The sequence below is a fragment of the Segatella oris genome, from assembly GCF_900637655.1.
In the GTDB taxonomy this organism is placed as follows: Bacteria; Bacteroidota; Bacteroidia; order Bacteroidales; family Bacteroidaceae; genus Prevotella; species Prevotella oris.
The window spans coordinates 1,810,547-1,834,270 of the sequence record NZ_LR134384.1; the positions used below are offsets into that span (position 1 = coordinate 1,810,547).

A 23,724-nucleotide genomic window follows, 5' to 3' on the forward strand; every position below is an offset into this window, starting at 1 on the left:
AATCAATATGCATATAAAAAGAAGACGCACATCAATGTGCGTCTTTTTTTATGTGAAAAAGCTTCTCTCCATAGTTCGTCATCAGTCAACTATAACTTAGAATATATTATAAAGCATATTACAAAAGATCTCATTCTTTCTATAAAGTAAATGAATGACGTTCTAACTTTATAAATTGTGAACAGAATTTTAACCTTTGAGAATACTACCAATTAAAAAATAAAAGACAGAAAAACAGGCCTAAATTTATAAGATCAAAGACCTTTCCTGTGAAGAAAACCATTTAATGCTATAACTTGAGTCAGATTATATTTCTATATGAGTTGAATTGTCGTACAATCAAATGCAAATTTCAAGGTAATCTGATACAAAACACAACTAATTTCAGCATGTTCTTGTTTGACAATTCGTATAGAATAGTTGTAATATATTAATAGTTAAAAATTATGAACAAATTAAAAAACAGAGTTTATCTTGATCGAGGGAAACTCTAATTTGGTACTGTCTTTCAAAGTGTGTAAGTATTCCTTCTATTCTATTCTCTCTTTCCATTCGTTTTCTATCTTCTGTTTCCAGTTTTTAAATTGATATATTCTTCTGGCATATGTCTTCTTTGTTTCCTCCACAGCCACAGCAGCCAATAGGAATATCACTGACTTGTCTGACGGCATAGAGGTCCTCATACTTACGGTTCTCTTGTATTTTCTGTTTAACCTTTCAATCCAGTTGGTCGTGTATATGCACCTTTGTACTTCTATGGGGAAGTCCATGTACGTGAAGTAAGCTGCGTTACGCTCCGCCTTATACCTTCTCAAGGTTGGGTACTTCTTTTCCCATTTGGTTACAAAAGTAATGAAATGTCCGTATCCCTGCAAGGATTTCATCTCTTTGTTCTCCAAGGAAAACACTTCGCCAAGTTCCCGGGCCACTTCCGGCTTATCCTTATGGGATACGCTACCAAGTATCTGTCGCTTGACATGTGCCACACAGAACTGGTGGGCTGCCTGCGGAAAGGCAGCACAGACGGCATTCTCTATGCCTTGCAGCGCATCGGAAACGACAAGGTCAATTCCCTCGACGCCCCTTTCTTTCAACGCCTCAAGCTCCTCTTTCCAGCATACGGCCCCTTCTGTGGGATGGTTGACTACGGTGAGCACTTCCCTGCTTCCGTCCTCCAACACCCCCAGCATGGTAAGACGGCTAAGTAATGCGGGGACAAGGCACGACCGAGCCACTGCTCAACGTCTTCACGGCAACACCTGGACAGATAGGAAACCTGCTGCCTGCTGTAAGCGCGGCCATAGATGCTGTCGGAGAACTCGCCTATCTGTTGCGTAGTAAGTCCCTTGGTGTAGAGAAGGTTGAACAGCCTCACACGTTCCTCGCTTTCATTGCGTATCAGGCCCAGGAGAACGGGATAGAAGTTGCCGCTGCGGCTGCGGGGGACGCGCAGGGAAAACTCAAAGCCGTGACTGTACCAACGTCGAGAACGGAAACCGTTGCATTGCTCATTGCCGTTTGCACTGACGAAAAGCTCCCGTTCATGAAACATCAAGGAGTTCATAATTAAAGACAGAAGGGTGACAAAACCCTCGCTACTGCTTGTGTAATTCGAAAGAATTTCCGAAATTTGTGAATGTGTAAGTTTCATTTGTTCGTTTCTTTATTGTTTTCAAGTACAAAGATAAGAATTAAATGGGCTTACACACTTTTATAGGATACTACCTGTAAATTATCATCAGATTTTAACACTTGAAACTCTAATTTCAAATTTGCAAATCTGACGAAAGCAATTGTAAATATTCTTAAGAAAAATTAAATCATACAGCCATATATGGAATTACATGAAGAGAACTATCTCGTCATGTTAATGACAATACAACGCTATACAAGACACGCTCTTATGAGATATATAATAAAATATCCAACGCTGTTGCCATTCAAAACTTCAAGAGTTCCTCATAGATACGCTGTACCGGCAACCCCATCACATTAAAATAACTTCCTTTCAGTGAAGTAACACCTATATAGCCAATCCATTCCTGTATTCCATATGCTCCTGCCTTATCAAAAGGCTTGTATCTTTCAACATAATAGTTGATTTCGGCATCGCTCAACGCCCTGAATGTAACTTCGGTTGTCACGTTGAAGCTACGTTGTTTCTCTAAAGTTGTCAAACTTACTCCCGTGACGACATGATGTGTTCGGCCGCTCAGCAAACGCAACATGCGATAAGCGTCAGCCTCATTACTCGGTTTTCCCAAAATTATATCATCCACGACAACAACAGTATCGGCCGTCAACACCAACTCATTAGCAGTCATGGTGTCACGATAAGCAGCAGCTTTCAACTGTGAAAGATACAAGGGAACCTCGTCTGACGGTAGGTTTTCAGGATAAGTTTCATCTATCCCTTCTTTCACAACGACCTCAAAAGCTATGTCTAAACCTGCAAGCAGTTCTTTCCTGCGAGGAGAATTACTTGCCAAAATAATCTTATACTTATTATCCATACATCCCTGTGTATTACCAACCGAAAGCCTTTTCCTCACTCATCCATTTACCTTGCGCCCGCAATACCTGCTCAATGACATCGCGACCACACCCATATCCACCTGCCTTAGAACTGATATAGAGTGATATATCTTTGATATCAGAGACCGCGTCTGCCGGACAACAAGGACAACCACAACGACACATCACCTCGTAATCCGGTATGTCATCCCCCATATATAACACCTCTTCATCACTGACGTGCATTTGTTCTAATAGACTTTCATAAGTCTTTATTTTTACAGAACACCCCATACAGACATGCTGAACACCTAAACTTTCATAACGCAATCTTACAGCTTCAGTCTTTCCTCCGGTAAGAATAACTATTTGAAGGCCCATTTTAACGGCCAATTGGATAGCATAGCCATCTTTGATATTCACCGTACGCAGTGGTTCTCCTGTATGTGAAAGCACAATTGTTTCAGCTGAAAGTACACCGTCTACATCAAAGATGATGGCTTTTATCTTTGTTAAATCATAATTGATCATATTCATTTTTTGTTGTTTATTATTGCTGTTTGATGAATGGATTTGCTCATCAGCTCATAGAGGTTCTGCCACAATGGAGATGCAGCCAACAACATCTTATGTTTTTCCATCACATTCTCATCATAACGGACTGCCGGCCCAGTCTGGGCATGAGCAGGCGAAAGTTCATGCACCTTATGTGCCGTCTCATCAATTAGCGGCAGGAGTACATCGAAAGGAACACTATGGGCAGCCAGCAATTCTGATGAGATTTCATAACAATGATTCACGAAATTGCAGGCAAATACTGCTGCAAGATGAAGATATTTCCTGTCAGCAGATGACAGCGTGTATACCTTAGTAGATATTGAAAGGGCAAGAGTTTTTATTTTTTCTAAAACAGAATTATCACAAGCTTCTATAAAACAAGGGAGTGACCTAAAGTCAACAACTCTTTCCTTTGAGAAGGTCTGCATTGGATAGAGTACCCCATAACGCACAGCGCTACCTTCAAATAACGCCATTGGCACACTGCCTGCTGTATGCAAGAAAATCTTATCTGATTTGTTTTTACAAACATCAGCTATCACTTCCTGTAATACACTATCCTTCAATGAAAGAATATAAACATCAGCATCATTATTTATTTCAGAAAACTGATTGACTGCTTTTGCTTCCAGACGAGAAGCCAAACTGACAGCATTCAAAAGCCGGCGACTGTACACTTGCACAATCTGATGACCTGCATTTTTTAACGCTACACCAATGTTAGTAGCCAGATTTCCTGAACCAATAAGAGTAATTTTCATCGTAGAATCTTCAATTTTTCGTCTAAGATTGCCTGTCCTTTCTCCGTACAGATGCCTCTCATAAAAAGGAAAATGATATTATATAGGATATGTTTCATACTATAAAGCTGATAAAGTTGGTGTTCCATGACATGTCGCATGGCTACAGAACTAATCTGCTCCAAAAGGTTATAGTCGACATCTCCACGAAAGTATCCTTCCTCTACCCCACGTTGAAAGAACAATTTTCCTTTCTTATTACGCGACTCATGCACGGAGTCAAGATAGGAGATTATACGCGTGTATTTATGCAAATCAACAAAGAAAGCAGGCGAAATGTTCTGAAACCTCTCGACTTTATAACGATAAAATTCAGCAAAAACGTCCATCACTGAAGTAGCATGTTTAAGCTGGAAATCTTCCATATAGTGGTCATAACAGTTTTCAGCCTCCCGTATTCCCTCCATCAGTAAATCCTCCTTATTGTCGTAGATTTCATAAAGCGTACGCTTAGATATCCCCAATTTTCTGGCAATATCATCCATCTTGACCTGTCGGATACCATTCATCATAAATTCATGCATGGCAGTTTCAAGAATACGTCCCTTCAACTGCTCGCGATATTCTGTCGTTGCGTTTGTCTTATGCATAAGGATTTGTAGATAAGAAGCCCGTGAGATATTCTTTTGCAAAGTTACAAAAAATAACAAAAAACGCATATTCAATCCCACGTTTTTTGCTAACTTTGCAAGTGATGGAAGGAAAAAAGAAAAAGAAAACAGAACTTTAAATAAACGAAAATGGTAAAAGTTACGAAAGAAGCAGCCTTGGCCTATCATGAAAATGGGCGTCCGGGCAAGATAGAAGTGAAGCCGACAAAGCCCTACCACACACAAACAGACTTGAGTTTGGCCTATTCACCAGGTGTTGCTTTCCCCTGTCTTGAAATCCAGGCCAACCCCGATGATGTCTACAAATATACCGACAAAGGCAATCTTGTTGCTGTTATCAGCAATGGCACCGCCGTCTTAGGTCTCGGAGATATCGGTGCTATGAGTGGCAAACCGGTAATGGAGGGGAAAGGATTACTTTTCAAAATCTATGGTGGTATTGATGTTTTCGATATTGAGGTGGCAGAGAAAGATCCGGAAAAGTTCTGTGAAGCCGTTGAAAGAATAGCCCCGTCATTCGGTGGTATCAATCTGGAAGATATCAAGGCGCCTGAATGTTTCTATATCGAAGAACGCCTGAAGAAGAGCCTTGACATTCCCGTGATGCACGATGATCAGCATGGAACGGCAATCATTTCAGCTGCCGGACTCATCAATGCGCTCGAAGTGGCTGGCAAAGACATCAGCAAAGTAAAGATAGTTGTCAATGGGGCGGGAGCTGCAGCAATCAGCTGTACAAAACTGTATGTAGCTCTTGGTGCAAGGGTTGAAAACATCATCATGCTTGACTCAAAAGGAGTCATCACGGCCGACCGCGAGAAGCTTACACTGCAGAAAGCTCTCTTTGCTACCAAACGAAAGGATATTCACACATTGGAAGAAGCGCTTCAGGGAGCAGACGTATTCCTCGGCCTGAGTAAGGGAAATGTCCTTACACAGGATATGATCCGCAGCATGGCAGACAATCCCATTGTTTTTGCATTAGCCAATCCTGTACCTGAAATCTCCTATGACGATGCCATTGCCAGCCGCCCTGACGTATTGATGAGCACCGGGCGAAGCGATTATCCCAACCAAATCAATAATGTCATCGGCTTCCCCTATATCTTCCGTGGCGCACTCGATGTTCATGCAAAGGCCATCAATGAAGACATGAAGCTTGCTGCAGTAAAAGCTATTGCAGACTTGGCAAAGCAACCGGTTCCCGATGTAGTCAATGAAATCTATCATGTCACCGATTTGACATTCGGTCCTAAATACTTCATTCCAAAGCCTGTCGACCCGCGATTGATTACCGAGGTAAGTGCTGCCGTGGCCAAAGCTGCCATGGAAAGCGGAGTGGCCCGTACGCCTGTCAAGGATTGGGAAACCTATAAAAAAGGATTGCGACAGTTGCTCGGCCAGGAAACCGCATTCACCCGCAAGCTCCATGACACTGCACGTCTGCACCCACAAAAGGTCGTTTTTGCCGAAGGAGGTCACGCCACGATGATGAAAGCCGCTGTCCAGGCAAAACAGGAAGGTATCTGCGAGCCTATCCTGTTGGGCAATCCTGATCGTCTTCATCGCTTGGCCAACCGATTGAAGCTTGATCTTAACGGGGTTGAAATCATTGACATGCGTGCTGATCAGGAGCAAGGACGCCGTGCAACTTTTGCCAAACACTTGGCCGAAAAACGTGCACGACAGGGATATACGTTTGAAGAAGCCTACGACAAAATGTATGAACGCAACTATTTCGGCATGAGTCTGGTGGAGAATGGCTATGCCGACGCATTCATAACAGGCCTGTACACCAAATACAGCAACACGATCAAAGTGGCCAAAGAAGTGATTGGCGTAAGACCGGAATACAGGACGTTCGGCACGATGCACCTGCTCAACACCAAAAAGGGCATCTATTATATTGCGGATACGCTGATTAATCGCCACCCAGATGAGAATATACTCACGGATATTGCGAAGCTGAGTGCCCACACGGTGAAGTTCTTCAACGAGGAGCCGGTCATTGCCATGCTGAGCTATTCGAACTTCGGTACAGACGAGATTGGAAGTCCGCTAAAGGTACATAATGCCGTCGAACAGATGCAGAAGGAATATCCAGACTTGGCCATTGATGGTGAGATGCAAGTGAATTTCGCACTCAACAAGGAACTTCGTGACGACAAGTTCCCATTCAGCCGCCTGAAAGGAAAAGATGTCAACACCCTCGTGTTTCCCAACATGAGCAGCGCAAACTGCAGCTATAAACTTCTGCAAGAGCTCAACAAAGACTGCGAAATCATTGGCCCTATCCAGATGGGACTCAACAAATCTATCCACTTTACCGACTTTGAAAGTTCTGTCAAAGATGTTGTAAACATCACGGCAGTAGCAGTTATCGATGCTTATGTTGAAAAGGTAAAGAATAACAAATAAGCGTTCTGCTACGGTTATAAAAAAAGAGAGCGTAGCAAAATAAACCTGGCTCCCGAAAGTTATTTCGCCTAACTTTCGGGGTCTTTTCGTCTTTCCGAGGATTGGGAAACGCAGCCAACGGCGTTTTTTGTTCTTCCCAAAGTTGGGAAAGCTGATTTTCGATGAATTCCTGTTTTCCCAAAGTTGGGAAAGCCAATTTCTGCTGAATTTTGAGTTTCCCAATGTTGGGAAAGACGTTTTTCGCTGATTTCTTGTTTTCCCCCATGAGGGAAAGACGATTTTCGCTGTTTTCTTGTTTTCCCCCGTGAGGGAAAGCCGATTTTCGATGATTTCTTGTTTTCCCCCATGAGGGAAAGACGATTTTCGATGATTCCTTGTTTTCCCCCGTGAGGGAAAGACGATTTTAATCGTTTTTTGATTTTCCCTCACGGGGGATAATCTGTTTTCGCCGATTTTTATCCGTCGTACCCCTACGAAAGCCTCTTTCTCCCGTTTTTCGTTCATCGTACCCCTACGAAAGCCTCTTTTTTCCATTTTTCGTTCATCGTGCCCCGTATCTGGACAATTTTTCTCGAAAATCGACAATTTACTCCCGTATCTGGATTGATTTTCTTGAAAATTGATGATTTACTCCCGTATTTAGACAGATTTTTCTGAAAATCGACAATTTACTATCGTATCTGAGCAGATTTTACCGAAAACTGATGATTTACCCCTGTATCTGAATGGATTTCCCGAAAAAACAAAGAAAAAGACCATTTCTCTGCTCAAAACGAGTTTTGAAATGGTCTTTCCTTATTGATTTGTTTCAGATAAGATTTTCAAAAAGGCATTTGTATTTTGACACTGCCTCCGTTTTTATTTTGCGTCTCAATCAATCAGTGTTGTCGCCCTGACACGGCTCAATGTTTCGGGCGTCATCTGCAGATAGCTTGCAATATACACAAGCGGGGCACGCAAGACTACCTGCGGCATGAGCTTACACATCTTCTTGTAACGATCGCCCGCTGTTTCAAAACGCACCAAGTCGGCATGCACCTGGGAGAGAATCAAACTTTCTTCCAATATCTTACGATATAGAATTTGAATGTTCACGTTGTGCAAGGCCACCTGTTCCAAACGATGCTTAGGCAAGGCGTAAATCACTGAAGGCTCTATTGTCTCTACCTGCAAATGGGTAGGAATTTCAAGAAACAGGCTCTCTATGCACATGAAGATAGAGCGGTCGGAACCTAAATGTTCGGTAACTTCCTTGCCGTTTTTGAAATAGAATTGGCGTATAACTCCCCGATCTATGTAATAGATATTCTCGCATACCTCGCCTTCTTTCAGTATCATTTCGTTCTTGCCAAATTTCATCGGCACAAGAATACTCTCTAAAACATCAAGCTCGTCATGCGTCATCGTACTGTATTTACGGGCGAGTTCACGGGCAATATCCCGTGGTGTGTTCAATGGTTCTCTCATGTTAGGAAATCCTCCATAATTAATATTTAAGTGTTCTGCTTTGCTGCATCCGAATTAATCGAGCTTGAGCACGGCAAGGAAAGCTTTCTGAGGAACTTGCACATTTCCGACCTGCTTCATTCGTTTCTTTCCCTGTTTCTGCTTCTCAAGCAACTTACGTTTACGACTGACATCACCGCCATAGCATTTTGCAGTGACATCCTTTCTTACCTGCTTCACCGTCTCGCGGGCTATAATCTTGGCACCAATGGCTGCCTGAATAGCAATATCAAACTGCTGGCGGGGAATCAGTTCTTTCAATTTCTCGCACATCCGACGGCCGAAATATACGGCATTACTCTCATGGGTCAGCGTTGAAAGGGCATCAACGGGTTCTCCATTGAGCAGAATATCCAACTTTGCCAACTTCGAAGGACGGAAGCTATCCACATGATAGTCGAACGAGGCATAGCCTTTCGAAATGCTTTTCAGCTTATCATAGAAGTCTATCACAATCTCCCCAAGCGGTATCATGAAATGAAGTTCCACGCGATTTCCACTGACATATTCCTGCTTTATCAGCTCTCCCCGCTTGTCGAGACACAGCGTCATAATCGGGCCGATATAGTCGGCCGCCGTGATAATCGATGCCCGGATATAAGGCTCCTCAATATGATCTATGAGTGTCTGCTCGGGCAATCCCGACGGATTATGCACCTCTCTGGCATTCCCCTGCTTGTCGTAGACCATATAGGAAACATTCGGCACAGTGGTGATAACATCCATATTAAACTCGCGGTCGAGTCGTTCCTGAATGATTTCCATATGAAGCAATCCCAAGAAACCGCAGCGGAAACCAAAACCCAAAGCCACAGAACTCTCCGGAGAGAATGTCAGAGAAGCATCATTCAACTGGAGCTTTTCCAACGATGCACGCAGGTTCTCATAATCATTAGGGTCAATAGGATATACGCCGGCAAACACCATGGGCTTCACTTCCTGGAAACCCGCGATAGCTTCGCTGCAGGGATTGGCCACAGAAGTAACCGTATCGCCCACCTTCACCTCCGTGGCTGTCTTGATGCCACTGATGATATAGCCCACCTCGCCTGTCGACAGCTCGTCCTTAGGAACCATATCCATTTTCAAGACGCCGACTTCGTCAGCATCATATTCCATGCCGGTATTAAAGAACTTCACCCTCTCGCCTTTGCGTATCTTCCCGTTGAGAACCTTGCAAAGCACTATAATACCACGGAAACTGTTGAAGATCGAGTCGAAAATCAGTGCTTGTGCCGGTGCATTCAGCTCGCCCACAGGTGCCGGTATCCTCTCGACTACAGCCTCAAGAATATCTTCCACGCCCTCACCGGTCTTTCCCGAAGCACGGATAATATCCTTTCGGTCACACCCGATAAGCTCCACGATTTCATCTTCCACCTCATCAGGCATGGCATTCGGCATATCAATCTTATTGATAATCGGGATAATCTCCAAATCATGCTCTATGGCCATGTAGAGATTGGAGATTGTCTGTGCCTGCACACCTTGCGTGGCATCCACGACAAGCAATGCCCCCTCACACGCAGCAATAGACCGCGACACCTCGTAAGAAAAGTCCACATGTCCCGGCGTATCTATCAAGTTAAGAATATATTCCTCACCGTCTTGAGCCTTATAGTTCATCTGAATGGCATGGCTTTTAATCGTGATGCCACGCTCACGCTCAAGTTCCATGTCGTCGAGCATCTGTCCCTCGGTAATCCGAATCGTCTGCGTCTTCTCCAAAAGTCGGTCGGCAAGTGTCGATTTGCCATGATCGATATGGGCGATGATACAGAAATTCCTAATATAGCTTATCGTGTCCATTGCTTATAATCTGCTTTTTTTACCATGCAAAGATAAAGAAAATTCTCTGATAATTTCGTATCTTTGCAAAAAATAAAACTATCAGACAATGAAAAAGATTCTTTTTTCCACCCTTGTCCTGCTGACCTTTACAGCCTGTCATCATGAGACTATTGAAGAACGGGCGGCACGTGAAGCCAAGGAATATACACAGAAGATGTGCCCCACCCCTGTTGTGAATTTCACCCGCACTGACAGCATGGTATTCGACAAAACAACGCGCACGCTGATTTATTTCTGCTCATTCACCGACAAAATGGACAACGCGGAGATTGTCAATGCCAATCGGACAAAACTGTCAGACGGGCTCCGTGAGGGGCTGCTGAACGACACGGGATTAAAAACCTATCGCGAAGCCGGTTTCCATTTCAAATATATTGTCCGCTCAGCCAAAGACCCAAAGAAAACACTTTATCAGGAGAAATTCTGAAAACTAATTTATTCTTGGCCAGATTTAAGCGGCATTTATCCGAATACAAAAAGTATAATGCAGATATAAAAGAAAATCCTTCCTTCTCCAGAAGATACTGAAGAAGGATGGATTTTCTTTTTATTTTCGAATTCTGCAATCTGAACTTTGATTACAAAAAAGCTTTACCTATGAATGAACAGAAGCAAATTAAAAGTTCAGATACAAAAAAACGAAACTCAAAGCCCCTATTCCTCAGGCTTCATGTTCGTGTAAACGGTCTGGACATCATCGAACTCTTCAAGCTTTTCAACCATTTTATCTATGGTTTCCCGCTCTTCAGGAGTAACATCCTTGAGGTCGTTTGGAATATAAGTGAACTCTGCTCCCGTAACTTCAAAGCCTTCAGACTCTAAATGTTTCTGGATTTCGCCGAAGCTTTTCGGGTCACCGTAAATGGTGATTTCGTTTTCTTCCTCATCCTCATCATATTCGTCTTCCACACCATAGTCTATCAAATCGAGTATCAATTCATCCATATCAAGACCCTCTTTCTTTTTGAATGTGAAAACGCTTTTGTGGTCAAAAAGGAAAGAAAGACTGCCGGTCGTTCCCATATTTCCGCTGAACTTATTGAAGACTGAACGCACATCAGCTACCGTGCGTGTGGTATTATCAGTCAAAGTGTCAACAAAGACAGCCACTCCATGAGGGCCATATCCTTCATAAGTAACCTCCTTATATTCGCTCTGGTCTTTACCCATTGCATTCTTGATAGCACGCTCAATGTTATCCTTCGGCATGTTTTCACGCTTACAGTTGGCTATCAAAGCACGTAGTGTAGGGTTGTTTTCCGGCTCCGGCCCGCCTGCCTTTACTGCAATTGCAATCTGTTTACCTAATTTTGTGAATACTCGGGCCATATGCCCCCAACGCTTCAGCTTAGTTGCTTTACGATATTCAAATGCTCTTCCCATTTTAATGATATGATTTTTTGTTTATTCCTAATAGATAATATGCCCTTATCTAAGCTCTGCCCCCAACTTGGTTGTGAGTTGCTTGATCAATTTCTGCATGATCGCATCAATGGCTTTATCATTGAGGGTCTTGTTGGCATCTTGCAAAATGAAATTCACCGCATAGCTCTTTTTGCCTGCAGGAAGGTTCTTTCCTTCATAGACATCAAAGAGTTCCACGCGCTTCAGAAGCTTCTTTTCTGTCTGAACGGCAATCTGTTCTATCTGTTCAAACTCTATATTTTTATCTATCAGCAGTGCCAAATCACGACTGACGGCGGGGAACTTACTGATTTCCTCAAACTCAAGTTCATTCTTGCGAACGGCCTTTGTCAGTGCATCCCAATCAATTTCTGCATAGAAGACAGACTGTTCGATGCCCACTTTCTTCAAGAGTTTCGGACTTAGAATTCCCACCTCTGCAAAGAGTTTTCCACCTCTATTCTTATAAGCAAGGGCCTTGGCAAAGATATTATTCTCGCTCTTCGTAATGACGAACATCCCTGTGGGAACACCAATGCGCGTGAAAATGTTCTGCACATAGGCCTTAAGTTCATAGAAACTTGCATCTTCGTCAGCATGTATCCAAGAACCTTCCACCCGCTTACCTGTAAGCCAAAGTGCCAAATGCTGGTCTTCAAGATAAGCTTTAGCGGGATTTTCCGCCTGCCATTTCTCCTTATTATATGTATAGACATTACCCATTTCGAAGAAACGGATATTGTTATTACGGCGGTTTACATTACGCACAACACTCTCCAAACCACCAAACAAAAGCGTCTGGCGCATCACACTGAGATCAACACTAAGCGGGTTCATCACCTTTACCGTAGTGTCTTCGGCATAAGCATTCAAGTCGAAATCCGTATAATAAGACAGCTTCGAGAGCGAATTATTCATGATTTCATTGAAGCCACAACCCACCAATTGCTCACCAATAAGGTTGCTCAGCCGATGTTTCTTATCCTCATCGCCGGCAATAGTCAGCGAACTGTTCAGCTGTGTAGGTATCTCAACATTGTTGTATCCATAGATACGAAGAATATCCTCGACAACGTCACAAGGGCGTTGCACATCTGAACGATAAGGTGGAACGAGCAGTTCAATGCTATCTTCGGTCTCATCAGCAATCTTCATTTCCAAGTTGGTAACAATGCTCTTAATGGTTTCTTTGCCTATTTCTTTACCAATAAGTTTATGCACATAATCATAAGAGAGGCTCACCTTGAAATCCTCAATAGGTTCAGGATAAACATCCTTTATCTGCATCGACACCTTACCACCTGCTAATTCTTTACATAAAATGGCAGCCTGCTTCAAGGCGTAGATAACGCCATTGGGGTCGACGCCACGCTCAAAACGGTAGCTGGCATCAGTGCTCAAGCCATGACGACGAGCACTCTTGCGGATCCAGGTCGGGTGGAACAATGCACTTTCAAGCACGACATTGCAGGTCGTGTCATAGGTTCCGCTACCCTTTCCACCAAACACTCCAGCAATACACATAGGCTCTTCAGCATTGCAAATGCTCAAATCACGTTCGCACAACGTATGCTCTTCGCCGTCGAGCGTAACGAACTTTGTGCCTTCCGGTTGTGTACGGACAACGATTTTGTGACCTTTCACCATATCGGCATCAAAGCAATGCATCGGTTGTCCATAGGCCATCATCACATAGTTGGTAATATCCACGATATTATTAACAGGACGCAGTCCTATCAGACGCAGTTTGTCTTGAAGCCATGCAGGACTTTCCTTGACGTCACACCCCGTTACACTCACACAGGCATAACGCTTACAAGCATCAGTATTCTGTATTTCAACCTCTATCGGCAGGTCTTCATTATCCACCTTAAAAGCATCACATGAAGGACGGTGCAGGCTGGTCTGATAGCCATTCTGCTTGAGCCATGCATAGAAATCGCGGGCAACACCATAGTGTGAGAGGGCATCTCCATGATTGGCCGTAATGTCTATCTCTATCAACCAATCACTCTCCAAATGATAATATTCGGCAGCCGGCATGCCAACTACGGCATCCTCCGGCAAGACGATGATGCCATCATGACTGTTGCCCACGCCAATCTCGTCTTCGGCACAAATCATACCTAATGACTCTACGCCACGAAGTTTGCTCTTCTTGATAGTAAACGACTCTTCACCATCATAAAGCACACAACCTAAATCGGCTACAATCACTTTCTGACCGGCAGCTACATTCGGGGCACCACACACAATCTGCTGTGGCTCACCTTTACCAAGATCGACTGTTGTCACATGAAGATGATCACTGTTGGGATGCTCTACACAGGTCAACACCTTGCCCACATAAAGCCCCTTCAGACCACCTTTGACCGTCTGTACTTCTTCTAAAGCGTCGACTTCCAAGCCAATAGAGGTCAGCGCATCAGCCGTTTCCTGTGGCGTAAGGTCAAAATCAACATACTCCTTAAGCCATTTATACGAAATGTTCATATATAGTTTTTATTATATTTCAAAACAGATGCAAAAATACAAAAAATGCAGGAAATACACAAACACATAGTTAAAAAAACGCAGTCCAATTCAGATTGAGCAGTAAGACCAACCTTTCAAAATGACCATCCAACATTTTTTGAAGAGCCATAAAACCACAACTTCCTGTAAATTAAATTCACAACAGATTTGCATTTGCGTTCAAAAATCATTATCTTTGGTCTCGGGAAAGTCGCATGTTGACTTTCCCTTTTTCGTTTTTCCACATCACAAATAAAAACAACACGTTTACAAGACTGCACAATATACCTCAAAAAGGCTTGTAAGATGACTCAAATCACAAGGCAAAATGACTCATTTCATCCGACAAAATGAACCATATCAGAACTCCGGATGACACATATTGAACTATTCTTAGATAGAAACAGACAGGCAAAAGCCAAAATATGAAAAGCCAGAATGACAAATATTGTATGATATTTTGAGTTTTTTCTTAAAAGATGTTTATTTATATTTCTATCCAAAACAGTAACAGACAGACCTTGTTCACCTTTACATCATCACGACAACTTTTCCCTTTCATGCACAAGCATACTGCTTTTTTCCTTTCCAAAGGCTTTGGTTTTCTGCATTTTTTGCATTACCTTTGTGCGCATTATGAGACGAATTACAACGATATCCATATTCATTCTCGCCTGTGGAATGGCATTCCAAACACAGGCACAGACCTTTCGCATGCCGTCAGCAAGCAAGCCTCACACCATTGCAGAGCGCTACATTGACAGCCTTATGACCACGCAAAGGAAACTTGCAGACACTCAACTGCCTTTCTCTCAAGCCAACTATGCCCGGCTCTTTCTGCCTCCCACTTTTTATAAGGGTGTCAGTCACAGAATATTTTCATTTGCAGAGACAGATTCAGCGACTTTAACCAAGCTGCTTGATGATGCCCTTTTGAATATTTACCTCCGTCGTCCTGACCTCGTAAAGACTACGGAAAGTCACCTCGATATCATTGGACCGACACTTGAAGTGGATAAGGCTATAAGGCCTAATAACCAACATCTTAGTGAACATATATCTCCGAAGACGACTGAACCCGAATACGTAGATGCCAGTATTGAAATCTATAAGCCCAACTTCTGGACTTATCATGGAGACTACTACCTCCAGTTTCTACAGAATTATGTTTCAAACAACTGGTACAAAGGAGGCGAAAGCAACTACAGTATGGTTGGAGCCGTGACGCTGCAAGCCAACTATAACAACAAACAAAAGGTGAAATGGGACAACAAACTCGAAATGAAACTTGGCTTCCAGACCTCACGCAGCGACAACCTTCATAAACTCAAAACCAGTGAAGACCTGTTGCGTTATACGGGGAAATTAGGTTTCCAGGCTACAAACAGATGGTATTATACCACCCAACTCATTGCCTATACGCAGTTCATGAGAGGCTACAAGAACAACGACACCTTTGTTTACAGTGACTTCATTAACCCGCTGAATATCAACCTTTCTGTCGGTATGGATTACGTGGTGTCATGGTTTGACAAACGACTCACAGGCACTATCCATTTAGCTCCGGCAGCCTATAACTTCAGATATGTCAGCCGACTCGACCTGAGTAAACGCTATGGACTCAAGGAAGGCAGACATACCCTGCACGATATCGGTTCAGAATGTACGGTTGATCTGTCCTGGAAAATGAGCGATATGATAAAATGGAGAACGCGACTCTATGGGTACACGACCTACAGACGTGGGGAGATAGAATGGGAAAACACCATTGTCTTCCAGTTCAACCGCTATATCAGTACAAATATTTTCATCTATCCTCGCTTTGATGATGGTGCATCACGTGACGGTAAATATGGTTACTGGCAACTCAAGGAATATGCAAGTCTTGGATTTTCATATTCTTTCTAAAGAAACGTTTGCCTATCTCATGAAAAAAGACTAAATTTGCACGCTGAACCAATAAAGACATAATTATTGTGGCTGAAACAAAGTTTATATTCGTCACCGGTGGCGTAGTTTCCTCGCTCGGCAAGGGAATTATCAGTGCTTCCATCGGAAAGCTTCTGCAAGCCAGAGGCTACAACATCACTATTCAGAAGTTCGACCCGTATATCAACATTGATCCGGGCACGCTTAATCCCTATGAACACGGGGAATGCTATGTCACTGCAGACGGTATGGAAACCGACTTAGACTTAGGACACTACGAACGTTTCACGGGTATTCAGACCACAAAAGCCAACAGTATGACTACGGGACGCATCTATAAGGCCGTTATAGACAAGGAACGCCGTGGGGATTATCTGGGCAAAACCATTCAAGTGGTACCACATATCACTGATGAAATAAAACGTAACATCAAGCACCTCGGACAGAAATATCACTACGATTTTGTGATAACCGAAATCGGAGGAACCATTGGTGACATTGAGAGTGCTCCTTTCATGGAGGCTATCCGACAAATGAAATGGGAATTAGGAAAACGCGCCATCAGCATCCACCTGACCTATGTACCCTATCTCAAGGCAGCCGGAGAACTTAAAACCAAACCCACACAACATAGCGTAAAGGAACTTCAAAGCATCGGCATTCAACCCGATATCCTCGTGCTCCGTACGGAAATGCACCTCAATGATGCTATTCGGAAAAAGGTAGCTGCTTTCTGTAATGTTGATTTTGACTGCGTCGTACAGAGTGAAGATTTGCCCTCTATCTATGAAGTGCCGGTGAATATGCTAAACCAAAAGCTTGACGAAGCTATCCTGCGGAAGGTTGGAGAGCCTATCGGAAAGACACCGGCATTGGGACCTTGGAAGGAATTTATCGAACGGAGAGAACATGCTACAGAGACTGTCAACATCGGTCTTGTTGGCAAATACGACTTACAGGATGCCTATAAGAGTATTCGTGAAAGCCTCTCTCACGCCGGAACTTACAATGATTATAAGGTCAATATCAGCTTTATCAATTCAGAAGGTATCACCGAAGACAATGTTGCCGACAAACTTTCAGGTCAAGACGGCATCGTGATCTGTCCGGGATTTGGACAACGTGGTATCGAAGGAAAAATCATAGCAGCCCATTACACACGCACCCACGACATACCGACTTTCGGTATTTGCTTGGGTATGCAGATGATGGTCATTGAATTTGCACGTAATGTTTTGGGATATTCTGATGCTAACAGCCGTGAGATGGATGAGAAAACACCCCATAATGTCATCGATATCATGGAGGAACAAAAGAATATTTCCAACATGGGAGGAACGATGCGATTAGGTGCCTACGAATGTGTGCTCAGACAAGGAAGCCGTGTATTCAATATCTATAAGAAAGAGAATATCCAGGAACGTCACCGTCATCGTTATGAATTCAACAACGAATATCAGAAAGAATTCGAGAAACATGGCATGATGTGTGTGGGTAAGAACCCAGAGAGTGATTTGGTTGAGATCGTAGAAATCCCGACCTTGAAATGGTACATCGGCACACAATATCATCCGGAATATCAATCCACAGTCCTCAAACCACACCCTCTGTTTGTGGATTTTGTGAAAACAGCAATAGCAAATAAGAAAAAATAAATGGATAAGAACAACATTATCGGTTTTCTGCTCATCGCGGTCGTTCTGATAGGTTTCAGCTGGTATAACCAACCTTCTGCAGAAGAACAGCGTGCCGCCTTTGTAAAGGACTCTATTGAACAGGTCAATAAAAGCCAATCACTAAAGGCTACCCAGCTGGCCGAAAAACAAAAACAACAGGCTGAAAGACAGAAGATATTGGACGACACAACGTCGCTCTTCCACAAAACTCTTACTGGCAATGCCGAACAGATAGTTCTGAAGAACAAGAAAGTGGAACTGACGCTCAATACCAAAGGAGCAACTGTAGAGAAAGCTGTTATTAAAGGTTACGTAGGCCATAATCTCAAAGTTAAAGATGGTTCAGCCGATCAGAAAGATGTAATTCTTTTCAATGGCGCTGACCAAAGCCTGAGTTATATGCTTAGTGCCAAAGAAACCAATATCAACACCTCTGACCTTTATTTTGTTCCTTCACAAGTAACAGACTCCACAGTCACATTCACGGCCAATGCCGGTGAAGGAAAGACACTCACCCTAAAGTATGTCTTGGGCAAGGACTATATGCTTCACATGCAATTGAGTGCACAGGGTATGTCAGGTCTTTTCTCACCGGGTACACAGACGATGGACGTGAATTGGAAAGACAAAGTACGCCAACAGGAAAGAGGCTTTACCTTTGAAAACAGATATGCCACTCTCACCTACCACAAGTCAGAGGGTGGAACAGATTATCTCAACGAGGGTAAAGAAATTACAGATGAAGCTATTGAGGACAAGATTGATTGGATTGCATTCAAGAATCAATTCTTCAGTGCGGTGATGATTGCCAAGAATGATTTTCAGAGCAATGCCCTGATGACCTCCATTCCACAAGAAAAAGGAAGCGGATATCTGAAACAATATGAAGCCAAGATGAAGACATTTTTCGATCCAACCGGTAGGCAAGCGTCGGAATTTGATTTCTATTATGGTCCAAATGACTTCCGTCTCCTGCAGAAAATGGAAGGAGAATGTCACTTTGGTAAAGATCTTCAGATGCAACGTCTCGTATATCTTGGCTGGCCACTCTTCCGCATCATCAACCGTTGGTTCACACTTTATGTGTTCGATTTTCTCACGGGCATGAACATCAACATGGGCATTGTGCTCATTCTGATAACTCTTTTATTGAAGCTCCTCACCTATCCGATGGTAAAGAAGAGCTATATGAGCAGTGCCAAGATGCGTGTGCTGAAACCGAAATTAGATGAGGCAACCAAGCAATTCAACAAGCCTGAAGACCAAATGCAGAAGCAACAGGCCATGATGTCAGAATATGCCAAATATGGCGTAAGCCCCTTGTCAGGCTGTCTGCCAATGCTCATTCAGGCACCAATCTGGATTGCCATGTTTAACTTTGTACCGAATGCTATCCAACTACGTGGTGAAAGCTTCTTATGGATAAAAGACCTCAGTACCTTTGACCCTATATGGGAATGGAATCACAACATATGGCTTATTGGTGACCATTTGAGTCTCACTTGTATTCTGTTCTGTGTCGCCAATGTGCTTTACACAGTGATGACCATGCGCCAGCAAAAGGACCAGATGGTTGGTCAACAGGCTGACCAGATGAAGATGATGCAATGGATGATGTTCCTCATGCCAGTGATGTTTTTCTTCATGTTCAATGATTACAGTGCAGGCCTAAACTTCTATTATTTTGTGAGTCTTTTCTTCAGTGCTGCCATCATGTGGGCACTACGCAAGACAACGAACGACGAGAAATTGCTCGCAATCCTTGAACAACGCTATCAGGAAAACAAGGCCAATCCTAAAAAACAGAGCGGTTTGGCTGCTCGCCTGCAGGCCATTCAGGATATGCAGAAAAAACAACAGGAAGAACTTCACCGTAAACAAGAAGAACTCAATAAAAAGAAAAGAGAACTTTAACTAACAGACAACCACAGAGTATGCAAGCTTACGGTCTTACAATCTTTTTCTATCTTTTATATAATGCTATGGAGAGAGAAGTGAAGACCTACTTTTGCAGAGTCTGTGGTTCTTTCAGTTACAGAGAATGAATAAATGTATTGCTATTGCGATGATAGCCCAACTATTGGCTATATCGCCCCAAACGAACGCTCAGACAATGATCGGCCCCAACAACATGAAACTGCAGTCCGACCTCATGACCCCGGAAGTCCTATGGGGAATGGGGCGTATTGGAGGAGCGTCCCCCTCTCCTGACGGCAAATCAATAGTTTATCAGGTTTCTTATTATAGTGTAGAAGAAAATAAAAGCCATACCATGCTCTTTGTCCAGGACGCCAACAGAAAGAACAAGCGCCAACTTACAATGGACAACAAGAATGAGAGTGATGCTGTATGGATCGGGGGAGGACAACGTATAGCCTTTCTCCGTGATGGTGAGATTTGGGTAATGACAGCTGATGGAAAGAACCGACAGCAACTCTCCCACACCCAAGGAAGCATTGAAGGATTTACCTTTTCGCCCGATGAGAAAAAGGTGGTATATATTAAAAGCATCCCCTATCATGGAACTATCCGACAAAATCCTTCTGATTTACCAAAGGCTACTGGTCTGCGGATTACAGACATGAACTATCGGCATTGGGATCATTACGTGGAAACTATCGCCCACCCTTTCGTGGCCGATGTAACCGCAAATGGCATCGATGAAGGAAAAGATATCATGGAGGGTGAGCTCTATGAGTCTCCCGTGGCACCTTTCGGGGGTATCGGACAGCTTGCCTGGAGCACAGACTCTAAGAGCATCGCCTATACCAGCCGAAAGAAAGAAGGCACACAATATGCCATTTCCACGGATACAGACATCTATCTCTACAGTCTGACAACGGGAAAAACGACCAATCTCTGTAAGCCGGAAGGCTATCAGGAACCGAAAATTGATGCCACCAAAACGATGAAAGGACAGCAGGTGAACCATCAGAATGGCGACATGCAGGTAGGCTATGATGTCAATCCGAAATTCTCTCCTGACGGCAAGTATATCAGCTGGCAGAGCATGGAACATGACGGCTATGAAAGTGATCTCAACCGTCTTTGTATCATGGAAATAAGTACAGGGAAAAAGCATTATCTGATTCATAAAGACAATTTTGACAGCAACGTTGATGAATACGTATGGGCCAACGACAGCAAGAGCGTTTACTTCCTTGGTTGCTGGCATGCCTGCATAAATGTCTATCAGGCTACGCTTGAGGGCAAAGTCATGCAACTGACCGATGGTTGGTATGATTTTGGAAGTATAAAAACATTAGGCAACACGCGCAATCTGCTGGTTTCGCGCCACTCTATGCTCCAGCCCGATGACTTATACTTGCTTACTCCTTCTAAGACTGAGAAAAAAAGTAAGCTTACCCAGCTGACTTTTGAGAACGAACATATTCTCAATCAACTGGCCATGCCTACACTCCAACAACGATGGGTGAAAACAACAGACGGCAAAGAAGAATTAGTGTGGATTGTTCTGCCACCACACTTCGATGCCAACAAGAAATACCCTACGCTGCTGTTCTGTGAAGGAGGCCCGCAAAGTCCTGTAAGCCAGTTCTGGAGTTATCGCTGGAATTTCTTCATTATGGCTGCTCACGGCTACGTGGTTGTTGCCCCTAACCGCCGAGGCCTTCCTGGTTTTGGAAGCGAATGGAACGAAGAAGTCAGCGGCGACTGGACTGGACAGTGTATGAACGATTATCTAAGCGCAATAGACGATGCCGCTGCCAACCTCCCATTTGTGGATAAAGACCGATTAGGATGTGTAGGGGCCAGCTTCGGAGGCTTTTCAGTATACTACCTTGCCGGCCACCATAACAAACGCTTCAAAGCATTCATTGCCCATGACGGTGCCTTCAATCTTGAGAGCATGTACACCGACACGGAAGAAGTTTGGTTCAGCAACTGGGAATACGAGGATGCCTATTGGAACAAAGACTTGACCGAACGGGCAAAGAAAACCTATGAGAACAGTCCCCATAAATTTGTTGACAAATGGGACACGCCAATTCTCGTCATTCATGGAGAAAAAGACTACCGCATCAATGCCAACCAAGGCATGGGGGCCTTCAATGCAGCACGCCTGCGTGGTATTCCTGCCGAAATGCTGCTCTTTCCCGACGAGAACCACTGGGTGCTGAAACCCCAGAACGGCATACTGTGGCAACGCACATTCTTTGAGTGGCTTGATAAATGGCTGAAGAAATAAACATATAAAACAAATAACAGAAAATAAACGAAAATGACAGAGCTCATCAGAAAAAAACTCAGTGACAGTGCGGGAGCACGCTGGACTGCCCTCTTCATTGTAGCCTTCACAATGATGATGGGATATTTTATCACCGATGTAATGTCTCCGCTCGAAGTATTGCTCGAAACATCCAAGGCACAAGGTGGCCTCGGTTGGTCTTCAAGCGACTATGGTTTCTTTGCAGGGGGCTACGGACTCATCAACGTATTTTTACTCATGCTCTTCTTTGGCGGGCTTATCCTCGACAAGATGGGCATACGGTTTACGGGGGTCATGGCCAGCGGACTCATGGTTGTCGGTGTGGTCATCAAGTATATCGGTGTGACAGCCGACTTCGGCGACAGCACTTTTACCTTACAGTTCGTCAACTTCTCTCTCCCGATGTCAGCAGCTGTGGCTTCATTGGGCTTTGCCATTTTCGGCGTGGGATGCGAAATCTGCGGTATCACCATTTCGAAAGTCATCACCAAATGGTTCACCGGTCATGAACTGGCCCTTGCCATGGGCGTACAGGTGGGACTGGCACGACTCGGCACAACAGCAGCCATGGCAGGTTCTCTCCCGCTCGCCAAAGCTTTCGGCAACCATGTCAGTGCTCCGATCCTCTTGGGGCTCGTACTGTTGATTGCAGGCTTCTTAGCCTTCATCGTGTACACCGTAATGGACAAGAAACTCGACGCCTCCACCGAAGCATCAGCACAGAGTGAGCCCACCGATGACGAGGGCTTCCACTTTGCCGATTTGAAGTTTATTTTCACCAACCCTGGCTTCTGGTGCATCACCCTACTCTGTCTGATGTTCTACAGCGGTGTGTTTCCATTCCTTAAATTCGCCACGAAATTGATGGTCGAGAATTATGGCGTACCGAGCAGTCTTGCCGGCTCTCTGCCCGGTGCCATTCCCCTCGGAACAATCATCCTTACCCCTCTCTTCGGCACTATCTACGACCGCATTGGAAAAGGAGCAACGCTCATGCTTATCGGTAGTGTGATGCTGACTCTTGTACACGTCATTTTCATGCTCCACATCCTGCCGGTCGGTTGGTTTGCCGTCATCATGATGATTGTCCTGGGCATAGCTTTTTCCTTGGTTCCATCAGCCATGTGGCCAAGTGTCCCGAAGATTATTCCAATGAAACTGTTAGGTTCAGCCTATGCCATCATCTTCTACATCCAGAACATCGGGCTGAGTCTCGTCCCAATGGCCATTGGCAAAATCAACAAGGCTGATCCCTCATTCACGGGCATGGAAACCTTCTTCATCGGTTGCGGCACGGCGGCCATCATCGTTGCCTCAGCCTTACTTGTCATCGACAAGAGGAAAAACTACGGTCTGCAGCAGGCCAACGTAAAGAAATGATTCTTCATAAGGAATTGCTTTGACGTATAATCAACAATTCCACATTCCTCATTCCAAAAATCCGGGCCTAATGTAATATTTTCAATTCACTACTGTTCACAGAATATTACATTAAGCCCCAGATATTTCTATAATGACAAAGAGATTGAAAAAGGAACTGTATCATACATTTTCATTGCTGCTCCTATAGGAGAACTGCCAACCAACTTGATAGGGTCAGCCAGAACAATCACCTTCAAACTCTTTATTCTGCCACGTGACATATTCGATACTACAGAACTACATTGAGGCCATACTTTTCAGCTCATGTAATAAAAACAATCGGTATCTTC

General features: G+C 43.9%; 16 protein-coding genes and 1 pseudogene. 7 read left to right on the forward strand and 10 right to left on the reverse strand.

The features are described from left to right. Positions 1-530 precede the first annotated feature (530 nt). The 5 genes and pseudogenes from EL210_RS07560 to EL210_RS07580 form a co-directional block, all read right to left on the reverse strand. A pseudogene (locus EL210_RS07560) lies at positions 531-1,651 on the reverse strand (IS256 family transposase). 289 nt (positions 1,652-1,940) lie between these two features. Next, positions 1,941-2,513 (reverse strand): Maf-like protein, encoded by a 573-nt coding sequence (locus EL210_RS07565; RefSeq protein WP_018920324.1) that lies wholly within the window; start codon positions 2,511-2,513, stop codon positions 1,941-1,943. Positions 2,514-2,526: 13 nt separating this feature from the next. Then, the gene (locus EL210_RS07570; RefSeq protein WP_025879820.1) at positions 2,527-3,045 is read right to left on the reverse strand and encodes a KdsC family phosphatase; all 519 of its coding nucleotides are present in this window, start codon (positions 3,043-3,045) and stop codon (positions 2,527-2,529) included. Positions 3,046-3,047: 2 nt separating this feature from the next. After that, positions 3,048-3,833: a Rossmann-like and DUF2520 domain-containing protein gene (locus EL210_RS07575; RefSeq protein ID WP_018920326.1), complete on the reverse strand. Its 786-nt coding sequence runs from the start codon at positions 3,831-3,833 to the stop codon at positions 3,048-3,050. Then, the gene (locus EL210_RS07580; RefSeq protein ID WP_025879819.1) at positions 3,830-4,462 is read right to left on the reverse strand and encodes a TetR/AcrR family transcriptional regulator; all 633 of its coding nucleotides are present in this window, start codon (positions 4,460-4,462) and stop codon (positions 3,830-3,832) included. Before EL210_RS07580 ends, EL210_RS07575 begins: the two co-directional genes overlap by 4 nt. 150 nt (positions 4,463-4,612) lie before the next feature. On the opposite strand from EL210_RS07580, the gene EL210_RS07585 reads away from it, so the two are divergent. Continuing rightward, positions 4,613-6,901 carry an NADP-dependent malic enzyme gene (locus EL210_RS07585; protein WP_018920328.1) on the forward strand — a complete coding sequence of 763 codons (2,289 nt, stop codon included), beginning with the start codon at positions 4,613-4,615 and terminating at the stop codon, positions 6,899-6,901. A gap of 68 nt (positions 6,902-6,969) precedes the next feature. On the opposite strand, the gene EL210_RS13565 is transcribed toward EL210_RS07585, so the two are convergent. From EL210_RS13565 to lepA, 3 genes are all read right to left on the reverse strand, one after another. After that, positions 6,970-7,248 carry a hypothetical protein gene (locus tag EL210_RS13565; protein ID WP_154649972.1) on the reverse strand — a complete coding sequence of 93 codons (279 nt, stop codon included), beginning with the start codon at positions 7,246-7,248 and terminating at the stop codon, positions 6,970-6,972. 523 nt (positions 7,249-7,771) lie between these two features. Beyond that, on the reverse strand, positions 7,772-8,368 hold the full coding sequence (locus tag EL210_RS07595) for a Crp/Fnr family transcriptional regulator (protein ID WP_025879818.1): 597 nt from the start codon (positions 8,366-8,368) through the stop codon (positions 7,772-7,774). A 54-nt stretch (positions 8,369-8,422) separates the two neighbouring features. Further along, positions 8,423-10,216, reverse strand: a complete 1,794-nt coding sequence (gene lepA / locus EL210_RS07600; protein ID WP_018920331.1) for a translation elongation factor 4 — start codon at positions 10,214-10,216, stop codon at positions 8,423-8,425. A gap of 88 nt (positions 10,217-10,304) precedes the next feature. On the opposite strand from lepA, the gene EL210_RS07605 reads away from it, so the two are divergent. Further along, on the forward strand, positions 10,305-10,685 hold the full coding sequence (locus tag EL210_RS07605; protein ID WP_004376145.1) for a hypothetical protein: 381 nt from the start codon (positions 10,305-10,307) through the stop codon (positions 10,683-10,685). 227 nt (positions 10,686-10,912) lie between these two features. Here EL210_RS07605 and EL210_RS07610 read toward each other — a convergent pair whose 3' ends face one another. Both EL210_RS07610 and pheT read right to left on the reverse strand, forming a co-directional pair. Continuing rightward, a complete protein-coding gene (locus EL210_RS07610; RefSeq protein WP_004376144.1) occupies positions 10,913-11,641 on the reverse strand; it encodes a YebC/PmpR family DNA-binding transcriptional regulator in 729 nt (242 codons plus the stop codon). Between the two features lie 45 nt (positions 11,642-11,686). Beyond that, positions 11,687-14,155 carry a phenylalanine--tRNA ligase subunit beta gene (gene pheT / locus EL210_RS07615; protein ID WP_018920332.1) on the reverse strand — a complete coding sequence of 823 codons (2,469 nt, stop codon included), beginning with the start codon at positions 14,153-14,155 and terminating at the stop codon, positions 11,687-11,689. A gap of 657 nt (positions 14,156-14,812) precedes the next feature. Between pheT and EL210_RS07620 the strand changes: the two genes are divergently transcribed. From EL210_RS07620 to EL210_RS07640, 5 genes are all read left to right on the forward strand, one after another. Further along, positions 14,813-16,084, forward strand: a complete 1,272-nt coding sequence (locus EL210_RS07620) for a DUF3078 domain-containing protein (RefSeq protein WP_026285947.1) — start codon at positions 14,813-14,815, stop codon at positions 16,082-16,084. Between the two features lie 68 nt (positions 16,085-16,152). Beyond that, positions 16,153-17,760: a CTP synthase gene (locus EL210_RS07625; RefSeq protein ID WP_018920335.1), complete on the forward strand. Its 1,608-nt coding sequence runs from the start codon at positions 16,153-16,155 to the stop codon at positions 17,758-17,760. Continuing rightward, on the forward strand, positions 17,761-19,695 hold the full coding sequence (gene yidC / locus EL210_RS07630) for a membrane protein insertase YidC (RefSeq protein WP_018920336.1): 1,935 nt from the start codon (positions 17,761-17,763) through the stop codon (positions 19,693-19,695). It abuts the gene before it with no gap. A 127-nt stretch (positions 19,696-19,822) separates the two neighbouring features. Next, a complete protein-coding gene (locus EL210_RS07635; protein WP_018920337.1) occupies positions 19,823-21,991 on the forward strand; it encodes a S9 family peptidase in 2,169 nt (722 codons plus the stop codon). Between the two features lie 33 nt (positions 21,992-22,024). Next, complete coding sequence (locus tag EL210_RS07640; RefSeq protein ID WP_018920338.1) at positions 22,025-23,392, forward strand: MFS transporter; 1,368 nt, start codon at positions 22,025-22,027, stop codon at positions 23,390-23,392. Positions 23,393-23,724: the final 332 nt, after the last annotated feature.